Source organism: Methylorubrum aminovorans, assembly GCF_022179725.1.
Taxonomy (GTDB): Bacteria; Pseudomonadota; Alphaproteobacteria; order Rhizobiales; family Beijerinckiaceae; genus Methylobacterium; species Methylobacterium aminovorans.
In genome coordinates this window covers 124,082-143,206 of the sequence record NZ_BPRC01000008.1, presented here as the reverse complement: position 1 = coordinate 143,206, position 19,125 = coordinate 124,082, and the positions used below count along the sequence as shown (strand labels likewise).

General features: G+C 69.5%; 17 protein-coding genes. 7 read left to right on the top strand and 10 right to left on the bottom strand.

All coding sequences use genetic code 11. The features are described from left to right. Positions 1 to 48: 48 nt before the first annotated feature. On the bottom strand, positions 49 to 2,991 hold the full coding sequence (locus MFF24_RS13230; RefSeq protein WP_238224848.1) for an EAL domain-containing protein: 2,943 nt from the start codon (positions 2,989 to 2,991) through the stop codon (positions 49 to 51). 315 nt (positions 2,992 to 3,306) lie between these two features. Here MFF24_RS13230 and MFF24_RS13225 point away from each other — a divergent pair, with 315 nt between their 5' ends. Together MFF24_RS13225 and MFF24_RS13220 are read left to right on the top strand one after the other, a co-directional pair. Then, positions 3,307 to 4,314 (top strand): MraY family glycosyltransferase, encoded by a 1,008-nt coding sequence (locus tag MFF24_RS13225; protein WP_238224847.1) that lies wholly within the window; start codon positions 3,307 to 3,309, stop codon positions 4,312 to 4,314. A 12-nt stretch (positions 4,315 to 4,326) separates the two neighbouring features. Next, entirely contained in the window at positions 4,327 to 5,250 is a 924-nt protein-coding gene (locus MFF24_RS13220) for an NAD-dependent epimerase/dehydratase family protein (RefSeq protein WP_108939973.1), read from the top strand. A gap of 4 nt (positions 5,251 to 5,254) precedes the next feature. Here the strand turns inward: MFF24_RS13220 and MFF24_RS13215 are convergent, their stop codons facing one another. Next, complete coding sequence (locus MFF24_RS13215) at positions 5,255 to 5,866, bottom strand: FMN-dependent NADH-azoreductase (RefSeq protein WP_238224846.1); 612 nt, start codon at positions 5,864 to 5,866, stop codon at positions 5,255 to 5,257. A 76-nt stretch (positions 5,867 to 5,942) separates the two neighbouring features. On the opposite strand from MFF24_RS13215, the gene MFF24_RS13210 reads away from it, so the two are divergent. Then, complete coding sequence (locus tag MFF24_RS13210; RefSeq protein WP_108939975.1) at positions 5,943 to 6,350, top strand: winged helix-turn-helix transcriptional regulator; 408 nt, start codon at positions 5,943 to 5,945, stop codon at positions 6,348 to 6,350. Positions 6,351 to 6,370: 20 nt separating this feature from the next. Here the strand turns inward: MFF24_RS13210 and MFF24_RS13205 are convergent, their stop codons facing one another. From MFF24_RS13205 to MFF24_RS13180, 6 genes are all read right to left on the bottom strand, one after another. Further along, positions 6,371 to 8,362 carry an SDR family NAD(P)-dependent oxidoreductase gene (locus MFF24_RS13205; RefSeq protein ID WP_238224921.1) on the bottom strand — a complete coding sequence of 664 codons (1,992 nt, stop codon included), beginning with the start codon at positions 8,360 to 8,362 and terminating at the stop codon, positions 6,371 to 6,373. A gap of 208 nt (positions 8,363 to 8,570) precedes the next feature. Beyond that, positions 8,571 to 9,422 (bottom strand): DUF1206 domain-containing protein, encoded by an 852-nt coding sequence (locus MFF24_RS13200; RefSeq protein ID WP_108939977.1) that lies wholly within the window; start codon positions 9,420 to 9,422, stop codon positions 8,571 to 8,573. Between the two features lie 6 nt (positions 9,423 to 9,428). Then, positions 9,429 to 9,770 carry a hypothetical protein gene (locus tag MFF24_RS13195; protein ID WP_108939978.1) on the bottom strand — a complete coding sequence of 114 codons (342 nt, stop codon included), beginning with the start codon at positions 9,768 to 9,770 and terminating at the stop codon, positions 9,429 to 9,431. 25 nt (positions 9,771 to 9,795) lie between these two features. Further along, a complete protein-coding gene (locus tag MFF24_RS13190) occupies positions 9,796 to 10,356 on the bottom strand; it encodes a Uma2 family endonuclease (RefSeq protein WP_238224845.1) in 561 nt (186 codons plus the stop codon). A 71-nt stretch (positions 10,357 to 10,427) separates the two neighbouring features. Then, positions 10,428 to 10,988 (bottom strand): Uma2 family endonuclease, encoded by a 561-nt coding sequence (locus MFF24_RS13185; RefSeq protein ID WP_108939980.1) that lies wholly within the window; start codon positions 10,986 to 10,988, stop codon positions 10,428 to 10,430. An 89-nt stretch (positions 10,989 to 11,077) separates the two neighbouring features. Continuing rightward, complete coding sequence (locus MFF24_RS13180) at positions 11,078 to 12,526, bottom strand: homospermidine synthase (protein WP_238224844.1); 1,449 nt, start codon at positions 12,524 to 12,526, stop codon at positions 11,078 to 11,080. 278 nt (positions 12,527 to 12,804) lie between these two features. Here MFF24_RS13180 and MFF24_RS13175 point away from each other — a divergent pair, with 278 nt between their 5' ends. Then, a complete protein-coding gene (locus tag MFF24_RS13175) occupies positions 12,805 to 12,993 on the top strand; it encodes a hypothetical protein (protein WP_108939982.1) in 189 nt (62 codons plus the stop codon). A 144-nt stretch (positions 12,994 to 13,137) separates the two neighbouring features. Here MFF24_RS13175 and MFF24_RS13170 read toward each other — a convergent pair whose 3' ends face one another. Together MFF24_RS13170 and MFF24_RS13165 are read right to left on the bottom strand one after the other, a co-directional pair. Continuing rightward, complete coding sequence (locus tag MFF24_RS13170) at positions 13,138 to 13,695, bottom strand: GNAT family N-acetyltransferase (RefSeq protein WP_238224843.1); 558 nt, start codon at positions 13,693 to 13,695, stop codon at positions 13,138 to 13,140. 190 nt (positions 13,696 to 13,885) lie between these two features. Then, positions 13,886 to 15,052 (bottom strand): type III PLP-dependent enzyme, encoded by a 1,167-nt coding sequence (locus MFF24_RS13165; protein ID WP_108939984.1) that lies wholly within the window; start codon positions 15,050 to 15,052, stop codon positions 13,886 to 13,888. Positions 15,053 to 15,726: 674 nt separating this feature from the next. Between MFF24_RS13165 and MFF24_RS13160 the strand changes: the two genes are divergently transcribed. The 3 genes from MFF24_RS13160 to MFF24_RS13150 all read left to right on the top strand — a co-directional run bounded on the left by MFF24_RS13160 (position 15,727) and on the right by MFF24_RS13150 (position 19,105). Beyond that, the gene (locus MFF24_RS13160) at positions 15,727 to 17,352 is read left to right on the top strand and encodes a glucan biosynthesis protein G (protein ID WP_238224842.1); all 1,626 of its coding nucleotides are present in this window, start codon (positions 15,727 to 15,729) and stop codon (positions 17,350 to 17,352) included. Then, on the top strand, positions 17,349 to 17,861 hold the full coding sequence (locus MFF24_RS13155) for a GNAT family N-acetyltransferase (protein WP_238224841.1): 513 nt from the start codon (positions 17,349 to 17,351) through the stop codon (positions 17,859 to 17,861). Before MFF24_RS13160 ends, MFF24_RS13155 begins: the two co-directional genes overlap by 4 nt. A 155-nt stretch (positions 17,862 to 18,016) precedes the next feature. Next, entirely contained in the window at positions 18,017 to 19,105 is a 1,089-nt protein-coding gene (locus MFF24_RS13150) for an alkene reductase (RefSeq protein WP_108939986.1), read from the top strand. Positions 19,106 to 19,125: the final 20 nt, after the last annotated feature.

Sequence of the window (19,125 nt, the reverse complement as noted above, 5' to 3'; positions counted from 1 at the left end):
GTTTAAACTGAAGCTTGAGGGACCTGCCTCATCGTGAGATCGGCGCGGTCACGCGGCCTCGGGCGCGGCGCCGACGAGCTGGCGCGCCTGGAGCACGGTCATCGGCTCGCCGAAGGCCGCGCCTTGAGCGTAATCGCAGCCGAGCTCCTGCAGCCCCTGCGCATCCTCTTCCGATTCGGCCCCCTCGGCGATGGTGGCGAGGCCCAGCTCCTGCCCCATCCGCAGGACCGAGCGCAGCATCGCGCTGCGCCCCTGGCCCATCTGGCGCACGAAGCTCTGGTCGATCTTGATCGTGTCGAAGGGGAAGCGCTGAAGGTAGGAGATCGCCGAGTAGCCGGTGCCGAAATCGTCGAGGACGAGGCCGGCGCCGAGATCGTGGATGCGGGTGAGCATCTGGGCGGCGTATTCCGGGTTCTCCATCACCAGCCCCTCGGCCATCTCCAGCTTGAGCGAGCCGGGCAGCACGCCGGTGCGGGCGATCACCGTCTTCACATCGTGCAGGAGGTCGTGGCGCAGGAGCTGGCGCGAGGAGACGTTGACCGAGGCGAAGATCGGCGGCTCGACATCGAGCGAGCGCTGCCAGGCGGCGAGTTCCAAAGCCGTGCGCTCGATGGCGAAATTGCCGAGTGGGACGATGACGCCGGTCTCTTCCGCCACCGGCAGGAAGGTCGAGGGCGGGATGCGGCCGAGCTTCGGGTGATCCCAGCGCAGCAGCGTCTCGAACCCGGCCACCGTGCGGTCTTCGAGCCGGACGATCGGCTGGAACAGCACCTTGATCTCGTTGCGCTCCAGCGCCTTGCGCAGGTCGGCTTCCAGCATCAGCCGGTCTGAGCGCTCCAGCCGCATGTTGGCGCGGAACACCTCGATCCGGTCGCCGCCGCCGCGCTTGGCCTGGATCATCGCCATCTCGGCGTTCTTGAACACCTCTTCGCGCCGCGTCTGCCCGCTGCCCTGGCCGCTCGCACCCTGAGCGCTCCCTTGGCCGGCCTCGTGCAGGGCGATACCGATGGAGACGGTGAGGAACACCTCGCGGTCGGCGTAGGTGACGGGGGTGGCGATGGCGCGCCGGATCATCTCGGCGAACGAGAGGATGCGGTCGGGCTCGCGCTCGGAGAGCAGGATCACCGCGAACTCGTCGCCCGCCACCCGCGCCAGGGTGTCCTGCGGGCGCAGCAGCCGGCCGAGCCGGCGCGACAGCGTGAGCAGGATCGAGTCGCCCGCCGAGAGGCCGATGGCGTCGTTGATCGCCTTGAACCGGTCGATGTCGAGGGCAATCACCGCGGGCTTCAGGCGCGGGTCCTGGCTGGCCAGAGCCAGCGCGGCCTCCAGGCGGTCGTGAAACAGCTCGCGGTTGGGCAGGCCGGTCAAGCTGTCATGCACGGCGTCGTGCAGCAGCCGCTCCTCGGCGGTCTTCGCTTCGGTCACGTCGCTGATGGTGCCGACGATGCGGATCACCTCGCCGTCGGTGCCGATCACCGGGCGCGCCTTCAGTCGATACCACGCGTAGGGGCCATCGGCCGAGCGCAGGCGGAAATCGTGGACGATGCGCCCGCGCCGCTCCTCGATCACCGTGTCGAGGGCGGCCGAGTAGCGCTCCACGTCGAAGGGGTGGAGCAGGCCGAGCCAGTTCGCCGCCGGCCCTTCGAGGGTACCGCGCTTGAGCCCGAGCTGCGCTTCGATCTCGGGGCCGGCGAAGACGCGGTCGCCCGGCACGTCCCAGTCGAACACGATGTCGCCTGCTCCCGTCAGCGCCAGCGCCCGGCGCTCGGTGTCGGAGACGAGGCTGTGGCTCAGGCCCCCGCCGGCGAAGGCGTGCTGCATCACCGTGAAGCCGATCAGCATGACGATGAGCACGAGGCCGCCGATGAGCGCCGGCTGCACGAGGTCGGAGCCGATATGCCCGGTGATGGCGAAGCCCGCCGCCACCACCCAGACCAGCAGCAGCAGCCATGTCGGCACGAGCAGGATAGCGCGGTCGTAGCCGTTATGGACGGCGAGATAGAGGATCAGGAGGAGCCCGACGCCCGCCACCGCGGCGATCGAGATGCGCGCCACGCCCGCCGCCACCGGCGGGTCGAACACGGCGAGCGCCACGAGGCCGGCGAGAAAGGTGAGCCAGAAGAAGGCGACGTGGCTGTAGCGCACGTGCCAGCGCGACAGGTTGAGATAGGCGAACAGGAACACCAGCAGGGTCGCGCCGAGCACCGCCTCGGCGGAGGCCCGGTAGATCCGCTCGGCGGCTTCGGTGACGGGAAACACCCGTTGCAGGAAGCCGAAATCGATGCAGGCATAGGCCAGCACCGCCCAGGACAGCGCAGCGGCGGCGGGGAAAATGATCGCGCCCTTCACCACGAAGATGATGGTGAGGAACAGCGCTAAGAGCCCGGCGATGCCGATAATGATACCCTTGTAGAGGGTGAGCCCCGAGGTCTTCTTGCGGTAGGCGTCCTGATCCCAGAGGTAGACCTGCGGGATGTTCGGACCTTTGAGCTCGGCGACATAGGTTACCGTGGTGCCGGGATCGATGGTGATCAGGAACTGGTCGGCGTCGAGGCTCTCGTCGCGCTCGGGCCGGATGCCCTCGCTCGCGGTGATCGCGGCAATGCGCGAGCCGCCGAGATCGGGCCAGATCACCCCGGAACCGACGAGGCGGAAGTGGGGGGCGACCAGCAGGCGGTCGATCTGCTCGTCGGTGTCGTTGGTGAGCGCGAACACCATCCAGTCGGGACGCGCGCCGGCCTCGCGCGCCTTGACCGCGATGCGCCGCACGATGCCGTCCTTGCCCGGCGCGGTGGAGATCTGGATCAGGTCGCCGTCCGAGCGATAGCGCTCGATCGTCGGCGTCAGGTCGATGGCGGGCGCGTCGAGGGTGACGCGCACGGCCTCGACCGCGTAGGCGGGGGTGGTGGTCCCGAGGAGGCCGGCGAGGGAACCCGCCACGGCCGTCAGGATCGCGAGGGCCAGGGCAAGGGCCAGGGAAAGCGTGCGCAACGGGCGATTCTTGACAGCCGGCTTCAGCGGTGGGGGCGTGCGGCCAAGTCGTATCGGCGGCTCCCCGCCCCCGCAAGGCGAGCCGACCGGGGACGCGCGGCCCACCCACCGCTCTTTCGGCGGACCGTGCGACGCGGATCGCGTGGCTTTGCGGCCAAAACAAGTTAGGATCGGTCGCCGCGGTCTCGCTTGGGTCTCGCTTGGGCGGATACGGGCCGGTAGATCGGGGACTATGCGAACGATCAGAACGCGGCACCCAGGAAAAACCCTCCCCTGCAGAGGGGGGAGGGGAGTTCCGCGGCTTTCGGCAGCGCGATGATTTTCGCTCCGCTCCTCGTCGTGCCGCTGGCGGCGCTTCTCTCCGCCGGCCTCATCCTGCTGCTGAAGCCGCTCCTGCAGCGCTACGCGCTCGCGCGGCCCAACGCGCGCTCCAGCCACCGGGTGCCGACGCCCCAGGGCGGCGGGATCGCGATCATCGCCGCCGCACTGCTCACGGTCGTCGTCCTGGCCGCGCCGACCGGGAGCGCGCTCGGGGGCGTCGAGCTGCCGGTGCTGGCTCTCTCCGTGATCGTGCTCGCCGCCATCGGCGCCGTCGATGACATCCGGCCGCTGCCGGCTTCGCTCCGGCTGGTGATCCAGGCCGGCGCGGTCGCCGCCGTCGTGCTCACCGCCGAAGGCCGCCTGTTCCCGGACGTGCCGCTGGGGCTGGAGCGCGCCGTCGCGATCCTCGCCGGCCTCTGGTTCGTCAACCTCGTCAACTTCATGGACGGGCTCGACTGGATGACGCTGGCCGAGTTCGTGCCGCCGTTAGCCTTCCTGTTCGCCCTCGGTCTCGCCGGCCGCTACGCTCCCGAGCCGACACTGGTCGCCGGTGCCCTGCTCGGCGGCCTTCTCGGCTTCGCGCCGTTCAACCGCCCGGTGGCGCGGCTGTTCATGGGTGATGTCGGTTCGCTGCCGGTCGGGCTGATCGTGGCATGGCTGCTGTTCCGCCTCGCAGGAGAGGGGGGCTTGGCCTCCGCGCTGATCCTGCCGCTCTATCCGCTCGCCGATGCGACGCTCACCCTGCTGTGGCGTCTGCGGCGGGGCGATCCGGTCTGGCAGGCCCACCGCAGCCACTACTATCAGGTCGCCACCGTCAACGGCTTCTCCGTTCCGAGCGTGGTCGGCTCGGTCTTCGCCGTGCAGGTGGCGCTTGCCGGGCTGGCGGGCGCGACCTTGCTTTGGCCGTCTCCGGCCGTCACGCTCGCCTGTCTCGTCGTTGCGGCGGGGCTCGTCGGGTGGCTGCTGCGCCGGTTCACGACGCCGCGGACCGCCAGCACGTGAGGGGATGACCGGGTGAGCGGAAAGCTGATCGCGCTGACGGGAGCCACCGGCTTCATCGGACGCCACCTGCTGCGGGCGCTTTCGGAGCGGGGCTACCGGGTGCGGGTGTTGCTGCGCCGGCCGGTCGAGGTTCCGGAGGGTGCAAGCGGTGCCGTGGTCGGCGATCTGGCGCGGCCGATGAACATGGCCGCCGCGCTCAGCGGGGTCGATGCGGTGGTGCATTCGGCGGGCCTTGCCCACGCCATGTCCGGCGCGCCCGAGGACGATTTTCGCAACTCGAACACAGAGGCGACGCGCACGCTCGCCGAGGCCGCGCAGCGGGCACGGGTGGGCCGCTTCGTCTTCCTCTCCTCGATCCGGGCGCAGGTGGGTTCGAGCACCCCGGCGCCCGTGTCCGAGGCGGACGCGCCCGCGCCGACCGATCCTTACGGCCGCTCGAAGCTTGCCGCCGAAGAGGCATTGGCCGAGACCGGGCTCGACTGGGTCGCCCTGCGTCCGGTTCTGGTCTACGGCGCCGGGGTGAAGGGGAATATGGCGGCGCTGCTCAAGCTCGCCCGCACACCCTATCCGCTGCCGCTCGCGAGCTTGACCGGGCGCCGCTCGCTGGTCTCGGTCGAGAGTCTCGCGGTCGCGGTGGCGACGGCTCTGGAGGCGCCCGGCCCCCTGAAGCGCCCGCTGGTCGTGGCCGATCCCGATCCGTTGACGCTGCCCGAGATGCTTGCCGCGCTCCGTGCCGGCCTCGACCGCGGGCCCGGTCTGCTGCCTTGTCCGGTGCCGCTGATCGGCCTCGCCTGCCGGGCCACCGGCCGCGAGGCCGCCTTCGACCGGCTGTCCGGCTCGCTCGTCGCCCGCGCCGAGGGCCTGGAGGCCCTCGGCTGGCGGCCGGCGCAAGCGTCGCGGGACGGGCTCGCGGCTTTGGCGCGGACGGGCGGTTGAGGTCTCAGGCCGCCTTGAGAACCGCCGCAGCCTCAAGGGCACCGGCCACCGCCCGCTCGCGGGCCTCCTGACCCAGGGCGATGCCTTCGGCGACGATCATCTCCGGCGCCGTGATGCCGATGAAGGCCAGCACCGTGCGCAGATACGTCTCCGCGTGCTCGGCCGACGCTGCGGGCGTGCCCGGTCCGTAAAGGCCGCCGCGCGAGACGACGGCGATGACCCGCTTGCCGCCCGCGAGACCTTCGGCCCCGGACGGCCCGTAGCGGAAGGTGACGCCGGCCACGAGGATGCGGTCGATCCAGGCCTTGAGTTGGCTCGACAGGGTGAAGTTGTAGAGGGGCGCTCCGATCACCACGGCATCGGCCGCCAGGAACTCCTCCAGCACCTGCCGGCCGAGATCAACGTCGTGCTGCACGTCGGGCGTGTTCGTCGCGTTGGGCTGTGCCCCGGCGAGGACCGCGCCCGAGAGATGCGGCAGCGGCGTCTGGGCGAGGTCGCGGTAGGTGACGTCGAGGTCGGGATGCTGCACTCGCAGGCGGTCTACGATGGCGGCGGAAACCGTCCGGCTGACGGAATGCGGTCCTAGAATGCTTCCGTCGACGTGAAGGAGCTTCATGTTTGATCCTCGGTATCAGAATTGAACCGAGGCGCTATAGATAACCACCGTCAACCCTGCGCAAGGAGGCACATTCTTGGAACCCGGGCACATCGAGGGAACCGACGCGCCGCGGCGGCCCGATCATTCCGGGCAGGATTGCCGCCTCGTCGGCACGGTCCTGGCGCGGATCGGCGACAAGTGGAGCGTCCTCGTCGTCATGATGCTCGGAGACGGTCCGCGGCGCTTCAACGAGCTGAAACGGATGATCGGCGGCATCTCGCAGCGGATGCTCACCTTCACCCTGCGCGGACTGGAGCGGGACGGGCTCGTGACGCGCACGATCTTCCCGACGATCCCGCCGCGGGTCGATTATGAGCTGACCGAACTCGGGCGCTCGCTTCGGGAGCCGATCCAGGCGCTCGGCGCCTGGGCCTTCGCTCATCTGCCGGAGATCCAGGAGGCCCGCGCCCGCTTTGATCGCCGCGGCGGCGAAGGCGCCTGAGCTTCACGGAAACCGAGGTGTCAGGCGGTTGCCGCCTCGGCAGCTTGGGGCGGTGGCGCGAGGCTCTCTGGCTTCGTGGTCGGAACGGCCCTGGCGCGATTGCGGAAATCCGGGATCGCCTCCTCGAACACGGCCTCCGCCGCCCCCCGGTCGCCAGCCGCCACCGCCTCGCGCAGACGCGCGATCCAGCCCTCCAGCACGGCGCGGTCGGCGAAGACGGGCTTGGCCGCCATCACGCCCTCGATGCCGGCGAGCGTCACCCGCGGCTCTTCCTTGGCGAACAGGATCTCGTTGAGCCGCTCGCCCGGCCGCGCGCCGGTCACTTGGATCTCGATGTCCTCGCCGGGTTCGAAGCCGGCGAGCCGGATCATCCGCTCGGCCAGATCGCGGATGCGCACCGGCTGGCCCATCTTGAGCACGTAGACCGCCGCGCGCTGGTCGCCGGTATCGCCGCGCCCCTCCGCATCGGCGTGGGAGGCGGCGGTGAGCACGAGGTCGGAGGCCTCGCGCACGGTCATGAAGTAGCGCACCATCTCCGCGTGGGTCACGGTGACCGGGCCGCCGCGGGCGATCTGCGCCTTGAACACGGGCACCACCGAGCCGGCCGAGCCCAGCACGTTGCCGAAGCGCACGGCGATGAGCCGGGTCGCTTCCGCGCCGCCGCGTACCGCGTCGAGCGCGGTTTCATGATCGAGGGACTGGGCGACCATCTCGGCGAAGCGCTTGGTGACGCCGAGTTGCGAGACCGGCTCGATCGCCTTGTCGGTCGAGATCATCACCAGGGCGCGCGCCCCCGCGGCGACGGTGGCTTCGGCGACGTTGATCGAGCCGAACACGTTGGTCTTGATGCCTTCGGCCCAATCGCGCTCGAGATAGGGCACCTGCTTCAGTGCGGCGGCGTGGAAGACGTAGGTCGGCCGGAAGTCGCGGAGGATGGCGTGCAGCCGCTCGCGGTCGCGGATGTCGGCGAGCGCGCCTTGCACCTCGGCCTCGGCATGGAGCAGGGCCGGACCGTTGAGGACGGCGTGCAGCGCCGGCTCCGAATTCTCGATGACGAGCAAAGCCGCGGCGCCGAAGGCGACGGCGCGGGCGCAGATCTCCGCACCGATCGAACCGCCGCCGCCGGTCACGACCACGCGGGCGCCGGTGAGGAAGCTTTCCAGCCGCGGCCGGTCGATGGCGACGGTCGGGCGCAGCAAAAGATCCTCGATTTCCAGCGGCGCGAGTTCGGCATCGCGCATTCCCTCGCCGAGGCTGGTGACGCGGGCGAGCGGCAGACCGAGCCGGCGGGCGCGGGCGATCAGGTCGTCGGGCTCGGATTCGGGCGCCAGCGCGCTCGGCGTCGCCACGAGCCGGCGCACCGGCAGGCCGCGATTGGCCAGATCGGTCACCACCTGTTCGAGGTCGCGGAAACCGCCGAGCACGGGCACGCCGCGCATCATCTGGCCCGCCTCGTCCGCCCGCGGCGAGAGGATGCCCTTGGGCGAGAGCCGCTTGACCGAGCCGGATTCGATCGCCCGCAGCACGATCTCGATATCGGCGCCGCGGCCGAGCAGGAGCGTCGGCGTGGTGGCGGCGCGCGCTTGGCTCTGCCGGGAGCGGGCGTATTTCAGGTAGCGGAAGGCCAGCCGCGGCCCGCCGAGCAGGAAGATCTGCAGCACCCAATAGAGGAGGATCGCCACCTTGCCGAAGAAGTAGAACCCGTAGAGGTTCGAGGAGACCAGCACGTAATCGAGCACGAGCAGCGTCAGCGCAGTCACGCTGGCGGCGCGCACGATGCCGGCGAGGTCGGGCAGCGAAGCGAAGCGCCACTTGGTGCGGTAGAGCCGGAACCACGCGTAGATCAGCCCGGCATAGGCCAGGAACGGCGGCAGCAGCAGCGGCAGCGCGTGCAGGCGCTCGGCCAGCGCCCCGTCCTGGAAGCGGAAGACGAAGGTCAGCACCACGGCCGCCGCGGTCGCGGCGAGATCGTGGACGACCATCACCGCCGTCTTGAAGGTGCGCTTCTGCATGGTGCTTCGTGTCATGCCAAATCCGGTTGATCCCTTCGGGATGGCGGATTTGGGCTCCGCTCAAGCGCCGCGCGGGCTCGCTGACACGGCCCCCACTTTGATCAAGCGGAGACCGTATCAGAGCATCGGCCCGAATGATCGATACCGGTTTCGGCCGAAGGCCGATGCTCCAGGCGGAGCGCGGTATCGGCGCCGATCGGGGGGATTGTCAACGCGCGGCGCGGACCGCCCTGGCCACCGCCCCATCCCCTTCGTCGAGATCCGGGGCGTCGATGTGGCGGTAGCGGGCCTGGATCAGGCCGAAGGCGCCGAAGGCGAAGTGGCCGGCGGCGACGATGGCGAGCAGCACCCAGCCGTAGGGCTGCGCCCGCAGCGCCGAGAAGGCGCCCGAGAGACCCGAGGCGTCGGAGGAGGCCTGCGTCCAGGCGGCGGTCAGGACGAAGCCGCCGATCATCAGGAAGACCAGCCCCCGCGCCGCGTAGCCGAACCGGCCGAGCCGGTCGATCCAGGCCTCGGCGCCGGCGGGAAGGGAGAGCCGCTCGGTGACGTTGCCCTTCCAGGCCTTGGCGGCGTAGCCGATCCCGGCGGCGGCGATGCCGAGGCCGACGATCCCGACCAGCCATGGGCCGAAAGGCTGGTTGAGCAGCCACTTGGTCCAGTCCCGCACCCCGTCTCCGCCGGCGGAGGCGCGGCCGATGCCGAAGGCGAGCTGGCCGGCGGTGAGGGCGAGGCCGGCATAGATTACGGCGCTGATCAGGTGGGCGCCGCGCACGGCGAGCGCTTTCGCCGAGCGCCCGCGCCGGTCGGCGTCGGTCGCTCCTTCCACGACCCGCCACAGGGCAAAGCTCGCAAGCCCGAAGGCGATCAGCCCGACGATGACGGCGCCGAACGGACCGCCGAGCACCGCGCGCAGGGCCGATTTGCTGTCGCCGGCCGATCCGCCCTGACCGAGGGCGGCAAGAACGGCCAGCCCCCCCACGACGCAGTAGACGATGCCGCGGGCGCCGTAGCCGAAGCGGGCGAGGTGCTCCAACGCGTTGTCGTTGCGACTCCAAGCCATCGGGATTCAGTCGCGCTCGCGGTCGGGCTTGCCGGCCAGCGCCACGTAGAAGCCGAGCCCGTCGCCCGCGGGCAGGGTTTGGAGCCGCTCGATCCAGCCGCGGCGCTTGGCGTCGAGAAGCTGGCGCCCGATCGGCTGGAACAGGGTCTCGCCCCCGCCCTCTGGTGGCGCATCCAGGCGGATCGCCACGGTCTTGCCCTTGGCGAAGCGGCTGCGCTCCAGCATGTCGGTCAGCGAGGCTTCCGCGGTCGGGCGATTGGCCCCGCGCAGGTCGAGCACCGATTCCGCGTCGGTGACCCCGAGCGAGCCGCGCAGCTTGTTGGCGTAGTAGTCTTCGAAATGGGGCAAGGCCGGTCCCGCGCGGGTTCGTCGTCTAGAAGGCGATGTCGTCGTAGATCTCGGCAACGGCCAAGTGGCCGCCGAGTTCGGGCAGGCTGACCGTGCCGTCGAGGCCGCAGGCCTCGAATGTCCAGCCGGTATCCGACCCGCGGCGCCAAACCTCGACCCGCGGCTCGTCCTGATAGACGATCAGGAACGCTTTAAGGGAGGCGATGGTCCGGTAGAAGTCGGTCTTGCGACCGCGGTCCCGGCTCATGGTCGAGAGCACCTCTGCGACGAGGACGGGATCGCGGGCGTAGCCATTCCTCAGCGGCGGTCCGCAGCGCACCACCACGTTGGGGATCGGTGCGAAGGTGTCCATGCTGTCGCTCAGCACGGCGATGCCGGGAATGGCACGGCAGCCGCGGTCGCGTCCGAACGGCCGGAGGTGCCGGACCAAGTTCGCGATGATCTGCTGGTGCCGCTCGCTCTGCGGCGCCATGTGCACCGGTTCGCCGTCGAACAGCTCCCAGCGTTCCTCGTCGGGCCGGTCTGCGACCCAGGCCTGATACTCCGCGAGCCCCATGCCGGGGTCGCGCCGAAGGGCGAGCGCCATCGAGGGGCCTCCGAAAACCGCCTCGATGCTAGCACTGCCTTTCCGCTAGGCAAGCGGCGTGCGGCGCGGGGTCAGACGCTGAGGCGCGCATAGATCTCCGCGACCGCCAGCGCGCCGCCGAGTTCGGGTAGATCGATGCTGGCGCCGGGGCCGGCGAACTGAACCGTCCAATCCGGAGCGCGGCGCCAGACCTCCACCCGCGCCTCGTCCTGATGCACGAGCAGGAGCACGGCGAGCGAGGGGACGGTCTGGTAGAACTCGGTCTTGCGGCCGCGATCGAGGACGAGGGTCGAGGGCGAGAGGACTTCCACGACGACCAGCGGATCGCTGGTGTAGCCGTCCTCGGGCGGCGCGCCGCATTGCACCACCACGTCGGGAATCGGTGCGTAGTCGTCCATGGCCTCGCTCAGGATCGCGAGCCCGGGATAGGCGCCGCAGCCGCGGCGCTCGGCGAGGTCGTCGAGGCGTTTGGCGATGTTCATGACGATGCGCTGATGCCGGCCCTTTGCCGGCGACATCATCATCGGCACCCCGTCGATCAATTCCCAGCGCTCGTCGTCCGGTCGGGTTGCGGCCCATTCCCGGTACTCGGAGACCCGCATGCGGGTGTCGCGGCGCGCTGGCACAGCCATCGCTCAGGCTCCTGTTCGAAGGCCGGAACCGTAACAAAAAAGGGCCGCCCCGGACAGGGCGGCCCCAACGGCCTTCAGCCTCGAAGCCTTCAGCCGTGCACGAGCACGTTGCGGAACTGCCAGGGGTCGCTCGGGTCGATGTCCTCCGGGAACAGGCCCGGACGGTCGGTGAGCGGAGTCCAGTCGGTGTAGACGCCCACCACGGGCCCAAGATACGGCGTCTGCACTTCGAGGCAGCGGCGGAAGTCGATCTCGTCGGCCTCGACGATGCCGGCCTCCGGGTTCTCCAGCGCCCAGACCATGCCGGCGAGCACGGCCGAGGTCACCTGAAGCCCGGTGGCGTTCTGGTAGGGGGCGACGCGGCGGGTCTCCTCGATCGAGAGCTGCGAGCCGTACCAGTAGGCGTTCTTCTTGTGGCCGTAGACGAGCACGCCGAGTTCGTCGATGCCGTCGACGATCTCGTCCTCGTCGAGGATGTGCTGGTGCTCCTGCACCTTGCCGGCATTGCCCCACATCTCGTGCAGCGAGAGCACGGCGTCGTTGGCCGGGTGGTAGGCGTAGTGGCAGGTCGGACGGTAGACCGCCTCGCCGTTCTCACGGACCGTGTAGTAGTCGGCGATCGAGACCGCCTCGTTATGGGTCACGAGGAAGCCGAACTGTGCACCGGCGGTCGGCACCCAGGTGCGCACGCGGGTGTCGGCGCCGGGCTGAAGCAGGAAGATCGCGCAGCGCGAGCCCTTGGTCTGCTCCTCGGCATTGGCCGGCTTCCAGGTCTCGTGCGTGCCCCAGCCGAGCTCGGCCGGCTGGTTGCCCTCGGAAACGAAGCCCTCGACCGACCAAGTGTTGACGAAAACGCCCATGGGCTTGGGGGTCTTGGCGCGCTGGGTGTCGCGCTCGGCGATGTGGACGCCCTTGACGCCGAGTTCGCGCATCAGCGCGGCCCATTCCTCGCGGGTCTTCGGCTCGGGCGTGGTCGAGCCGGTATCCTTAGCGATGTTCAGGAGCGCCTGCTTGACGAACCAAGAGACCATGCCGGGATTGGCGCCGCAGCAGGAGACAGCCGTCGGGCCGCCGGGCGCGGCGCGGCGGGCGGCGAGGATGTTCTCGCGAAGCGCGTAGTTGGTGCGGTCGGCCTGGCTCAGGTCCTTGTCGAAGTAGAAGCCGGTCCAGGGCTCGGCCACCGTGTCGATGTAGAGCGCGCCGAGTTCGCGGCAGAGTTCGAGGATGTCGCGCGAGGAGGTGTCGACCGAAAGGTTGACGCAGAAGCCCTGGCCGCCGCCCTCGGTGAGGAGCGGGGTGAGGACGTCGCGATAATTCTCCTTGGTCAGCGCGACCTTCTCGAAACGCATGCCGTGCTTGTCGGCCAGATCCTTATGGGTATCGACCGGATCGATGACCGTGAAGCGGCTCTTGTCGTACTCGAAATGCCGCTCGATCAGCGGCAGGGTTCCCCGCCCGATCGAACCGAAGCCGATCATCACGATCGGGCCGGTGATGCGGCCGTGGACAGGCCAATCCTTCTGCGGACCATCGGACATGGCGCGGACACTCCTTCTCAGGGCTTGCGCTCGAAACGCGAGCGGCGTGCTTTGATGCTTGGAAATGACGAGCGGATGACGGCTCGAGGCCCCGGGGTCAACCGGCTCGGTCACGAGAATATTGCAGAATCGTGAAGGTCTCAGGCGTCAGCTATGAGGCCAGTGCAGAGCTGAGGCCGAGACGGGGCTGAAGCCAGATGCGACGGGCCAACCTATATTGCGGTGCAACAAGGGAGAGACGCCGCAAGGGCAGACAGCACGCACAAGGGATCTGAGCCATGCTGACCGTCCTCACTGCACCGACCCTCCATCCGGAAGTCGAGCCGCTCGACCGCGATCCGGGCATCATCACCCTCCTTTCCGCTCTCGTCCGCGCGAGCCGCACGGCCGCCGGTCAGGCCCGTGCCTTCCATGAGAGCGCCAGCCGGTTGTCCTTCTCCGCGGCGGCGTGGCCCTCTCACCGCTAAGGCGGGAGATCCGCATCACAGCCATCGGCCGACCATGGATCGAGACCTGATGCGGCGGGCCGAGACCCGCTGCTCGGAAGAGAGCGGATCCCGGTTCAGGCGCCGTCGCATGACGGGGAGCGCCGGCCGCAACCCGCCCTCGACTCAGGCTGCGCGTCGTCGCGCAGCCAAGGCGGAGGCTTCGGCCGCGACCTCCGGCAGCACCTCGAAGGCGCCAGCCGCCCGCAGTACACCCTCCGCCCCTGCCAGCGCGCCGGCCTTGAGTTCGAGACCGAGGAAGCGCTCGCGCTCGAACGGGCCGGGCATGTAGAGGGCGTCGGCCTTCGCCTGCGTGAAGCCGAAGCGGGCGTAATAGCGCGCATCGCCCACGAGCAGCACGGCCCCGTGCCCGCACTCGGTCGCCCTGGCGAGGACTTCGCGCATCAGCGAACCGCCGAGGCCGGCGCCCTGAAGCGCCGGATCGACTGCGAGCGGGCCGAGCAGCAAGGCCGGACGGCCGCAGTCGGTCTCGACATCCCACAGCCGCACGGTGCCGACGAGCTTCTCGCCCTGCACGGCCGAGAGAGCGAGACCGCGCGCGGGCAGGCGCCCCTCGCGCAGGCGCTGGGAGGTCTTCAGGAAGCGGCTCGAGCCGAAGCAGGCGTCGAGCAGGTGCTCGCGCGCTGCGACGTCGGAGGCGATCTCATCGCGGATCTGGATCACGGCCGTACCCTCCCAGGTCGCTGACAAGCGGGAAGAAACAGCCCTCGCACCTGCCGTAAGGGCAGGCCGTCCGGGACACGTCGAGAGCGCGCCCCATGGGGCGCGCGGCTGTTCTGACGGAAAAGGCGTGAACGAAGCCTGACCGGCGTCGGCCTCGCCGAAGCGAGGCCATCCAGGGATTAGGTCGTGATCAGATCACGATCTGCTCGAGCGGCGGGAAGCCGTTGAAGGCGACCGCGGCATAGGTCGTGGTGTAGGCGCCCGCGCCCTCGATCCACACCTTGTCGCCGATCGAGAGGGAGACCGGCAGCGGGTAGTGGTTCTTCTCGTAGAGCACGTCGACCGAGTCGCAGGTCGGGCCGGCGACGACGCACGGCGCCATGCGGTCCTCGTCGTGGTCGGTCTTGATCGCGTAGCGGATCGACTCGTCCATGGTCTCGGCGAGACCGCCGAACTTTCCGATGTCGAGATAGACCCAGCGCACCTCGTCCTCGGCCTCCGACTTCTTGGAGACGAGCACGACCTCGGCCTCGATCATGCCGGCATTGCCGACCATGCCGCGGCCCGGCTCGATGATCGTCTCCGGGATGCGGTTGCCGAAATGCTTGGTGAGCGCACGGAAGATCGCGTCGCCGTAGGTTTCCACGCCCGGCACCTGCTTGAGGTACTTGGTCGGGAAGCCGCCGCCGAGATTGACCATCGACAGGCCGATGCCGCGCAGAGCGCATTCGCGAAAGATCTCGGACGCCGAGGCGAGCGCCCCGTCCCAAGCCTCGGTGTTGGCCTGCTGCGAGCCGACATGGAACGAGACGCCGTAGGCGTGCAGGCCGTGCCGGTGGGCGTGCTCCAGCACGTTCACCGCCATCTCCGGTTCGCAGCCGAACTTGCGCGAGAGCGGCCAGTCGGCGCCGGCACCGTCGCAGAGGATGCGGCAGAAGACCTGCACGTCACCCGTCTCGACACCGGCCTCACCGGCGGCGCGGAAGATCTTCTCGACTTCAGCCTGGCAATCGACGGCGAAGAGACGGATGCCGAGCTTGAGCGCGCGCACTACGTCGCGCTCCTTCTTGATGGTGTTGCCGAAGGAGACGCGGTCGGCGGTGGCGCCGGCGGAAAGCGCCATCTCGATCTCGGCCACGGAGGCCGTATCGAAGCAGGAGCCCATCTCGGCGAGCAGGCGCAGCACTTCCGCCGCCGGGTTCGCCTTCACGGCGTAGAACACGCGGGTGTCGGGAAGCGCGCGGGCAAAGGCGGTATAGTTCTCGCGCACGACATCGAGGTCGAGCACCATCACCGGACCCTCGTCCCGGCCGAGGTCACGGCGCGCGCGCAGGTAATCGCGGATGCGATCGGTCATTGGTCGTCCCCACCACAGGTTCGAGGCGCCATCGCTCGGGCGCGAGATCGAATCGTGACGGCCCGAGAACGAGCCGTCGGCGTCAGGGGCGATGCGTCGCTTCCGCTTCGCGCTGTGGAGACGCGAACCGGTCAGCGGGCGCGAGAGCACCCCGGAAGCTGCCGTGGATTGGATGGGGGAACCCCAACCGCACGCCGGGCAAGGATAAACAAGCCTCTTCGGTGCCGGCCTTTGGAGGAGCCGGCGAGACCAAAAAAGCCCGTTCGTCGTTGCTTTAAGCTGCGTCCCCCGTGGAGAGCGGGGTTCGCCGGTTTCGCCTCCGGCTGCCGGTTGTTGTTAGGGTCTGGTGTCGCCACCCGGATGCCGGCCGTAGGGATCCACCCTTTACGACCATCGATCCTTTAAGACCCCTGGCGGCTGTCCGGCAGTTGACCGGATGCCCACCAACCGGCACGCGGCCACAGGCACGTGCGAAATTGGGCAGGGGCGATATACGGCCGAGCGTCCCCGACCACAAGGGAAAAAGGCACTCTTCGCTCTGGATTTCGGGGATCGACGGGCGGAGTCGAGGATTGTGGCGCGGAAGACGCACCGACCCGTCGCGCCGGCTCGGACGACCCCTTTCCAAGCCCGACCGAAGCAGCCATTGAACCGTGGCATTTCGGGATGGGGTCATGATCTGCGCCAAAGGCACCCGCTTCGCCAAAGACCAGGCCGACGAGATGACACCGATGGACGCACCGTCCCGCCGGGTCGTGATGTCGGGGCTGGCCGCTCTCGGTCTCGCCGCCTCCCTGCCGGCCGCAGCTCTCGCGCAAGACGAAGGCAAGAGCCTTCCATTCGAGCCCGGCGTGGTCGAGCGTTGGGCGCAGGCGCTCGCCGCACAGCCCTTCGATGGGAGCTTCCCACCGCTTCCGGCGCCGCTGGCGGGTCTCGATTACGATGCCTATCGCGACATCCGCTTCCGGAAGGAGCGTGCCTTTCTCGGTGAGGCCGGCGGGCCGTTCCGGCTCCAGCTCTTCCACCGCGGCTTCCTGTATCCACGGCCCGTCGCGGTGAGTCTCGTGCGCGACGGGATCAGCACGCCGATCGCCTACGATCCGGCCCTGTTCGATTTCGGCCGCACACGGATCGAGGGGACGCTGCCGCGTGACCTGAACTTCGCCGGCATCCGCATCCACGCGCCGCTCAACCGGCCCGACCGCCTCGACGAACTCATCGTCTTCGTCGGCGCCAGCTACTTCCGCTTCCTCGGTCAGGACCAGCTCTACGGCCTCTCCGCCCGCGGCATGGCGATCGGCACGGAGGGCGACAAGGAGGAGTTTCCGTTCTTCCGCGCCTTCTTCATCGAGGTGCCGACTGCGGGTGCCCGGGCTCTGACGATCCACGCCCTGCTCGACAGCCCCTCGGTCGCCGGCGCCTACCGCTTCACGGTCGAGCCGGGACGGAACACGACGACGCGGGTGAGCGCCGTGCTCTACCCGCGGCAGGATCTGGGATCGATCGGTCTCGCGCCGCTGACATCGATGTACTTCATCGGCGAGACCGATCGCGGCCACAGCGACGATTACCGCCCGGAGCTGCACGATTCCGACGGGCTCCAGATCGCCACCGGTTCCGGCGAGTGGCTGTGGCGGCCGCTCGACAATCCGCAGAATCGGCGGATCTCGACCTTCCTCGACCGCGACCCGAAGGGGTTCGGGCTGATGCAGCGCGACCGGCATTTTGCCAACTACCAGGATCTGGAAGCCGGCTACGAGCGGCGGCCCGGCTACTTCGTCGAGCCGGAAGGCGCCTGGGGTGAGGGCAGCGTCGTGCTGATGGAACTGCCGACCGACAACGAGACGGCCGATAATATCGTCGCCTTCTGGCGCCCGAAGCAGCCCTATCCCGCCGGCCGGCCGGTGCGGCTCGCCTATACGATCCGCGCGCATACGGGCGAGGATCTTCACCCGAACGGCAAGGTGCTGAACACCTTCATCGCCGAACCCGCCGCGAGCGGCGCCGCGCGCAAGGCCGGGGATCCGGCCGCCCTGCGCAGCCGGCGCTTCCTGATCGATTTCGGCGGCGGGGACCTGGGTAAGGGCCTGGACGAGGCATCGCCGCCCGAGATCGTCGCCAGCGCGAGTCAGGGCCGCATCACCGCGACCTCGATCGTGCCCAACCCCCATATCGGCGGCTATCGCGTCGCCCTCGACGTGCGGCTCGACGGGCCGAGCACCACCGAATTGCGGGCTTACTTGAGAAAAGGCGATCAGGCGCTGACCGAGACGTGGTCCTTTCCCTGGAGCGCGGCGTGAGTACGCGCCGCGAGCGTAGCGCCGCGCGGCTTCCCGTGGAGATCCGGCCCGCGCGCCTCGCCGACCTCGACGCGCTGATCGCGCTCGAACACGCCGCCTTCACCACGGATCGGGCCGAGCGGCGGGCGATCCGCCATGCCATCCGCTCGCCCAGCATGACCCTCCTCGTCGCGGTCGTGCGCGAGCCGGGGGAGGGCGGCGAGGCCGAGATCCTCGTCGGCGCCGCCACCATCGAGCGGCGGCGTACGAGCCGCGTCGCCCGGCTCTCCTCGCTCGCCGTCGCGCCCGCCCGCATCGGCCTCGGGCTCGGACGCCGCCTGCTGCAGGCGGCCGAACTCGATGCTCGAGCCCACGGCTGCCAGCGGCTGCGCTTGGAGGTGCGGGCCGATAACGGCAGCGGCATCCGGCTCTACGAGCGGGGCGGCTATGCGCGCACCGGGACGAAGGCGGACTATTACGAGGATGGCATGGAGGCGTGGTGCTACGAGATCGCGCTGACGGAAGGTTAGCCGCTCGGTTCACGCCGATTTGTGCGCCGCGGCGCAGGTGCGCCAGCGCACTGGCGAACCGGCGGGACGAATACAAGGTTGAGGCCATCCGAAGGCCGCCCTCGCGCTGACACCACAGCGCTGCCGAGAGCCGCCCCCTCCAGATAGAGTCTCGAATGCCCTCATTGTTCGATCCGATTACGCTCGGCGCATTGAAGCTGCCGAACCGCATCCTCATGGCCCCGCTGACCCGTGCCCGCGGGACGCGGACCCACGTACCGACGCCGCTCATGGCCGAGTACTACGCCCAGCGTGCCGATGCCGGCCTCATCATCTCCGAGGCCACCGGCATCAGCCAGGAAGGGCTCGGCTGGCCCTATGCGCCGGGCATCTGGTCCGACGAGCAGACCGAGGCGTGGAAGCCGGTGGTGAAGGCGGTGCATGACGCGGGTGGGCGCATCGTCTGCCAGCTCTGGCACATGGGCTACCTCGTCCATTCCGACTTCCTCGGCGGCGAGCCGCCGGTCGCTCCCTCGGTCGCTACCGCGCCGGACGAGGCGCATACCTATTCGGGCAAGAAGCCCTACAGCCAGGCTCGTGCCCTGCGCGAGGACGAGATCCCGCGCCTCATCGCCGATTACGAGCGCGCGGCGAGGAACGCCGTGGCGGCGGGCTTCGACGGCGTGCAGATCCACGCGGCGAACGGCTACCTGCTCGACGAGTTCATCCGCGACGGCAGCAACAAGCGGAGCGACCGCTACGGGGGTTCGCCCGAGAACCGGGTGCGGCTGGTGACCAAGGTGGCGCAGGCGGTGGCCGGCGTGGTCGGTGCGGACCGCACCGGCATCCGCTTCTCCCCCAACGGCCCGATCCAGGGCGTCGATGATTCCAACCCGCACGAGGTCTTCGGTCTCGCCGCCGAGATGATGGAGCGCGTCGGCCTCGCCTTCATCGAGATGCGCGAGCCAGGTCCGGACGGCACCTTCGGCAAAGCGACGGTGCCGCCGGTGGCGCCCGTGATCAAGGAGCGCTTCGGCGGTCCGGTCATCCTCAACTGCGACTACGACGCCGAGCGCGCCAAGGCGGCGGTCGCCTCGGGTGAGGCCGACGCCATCGCCTTCGGCCGGCCCTACATCGCCAATCCCGATCTGGTCCAGCGCATCGCCAAGGGCCTGCCGTTCGCCAAGGACGACATGAAGACCTGGTACAGCCAGGGACCGGAAGGCTACGTCGATTATCCGACCGCGTCGCAGAAGGCGGCGTGAACCGAGAGCGGCCCGCGGGC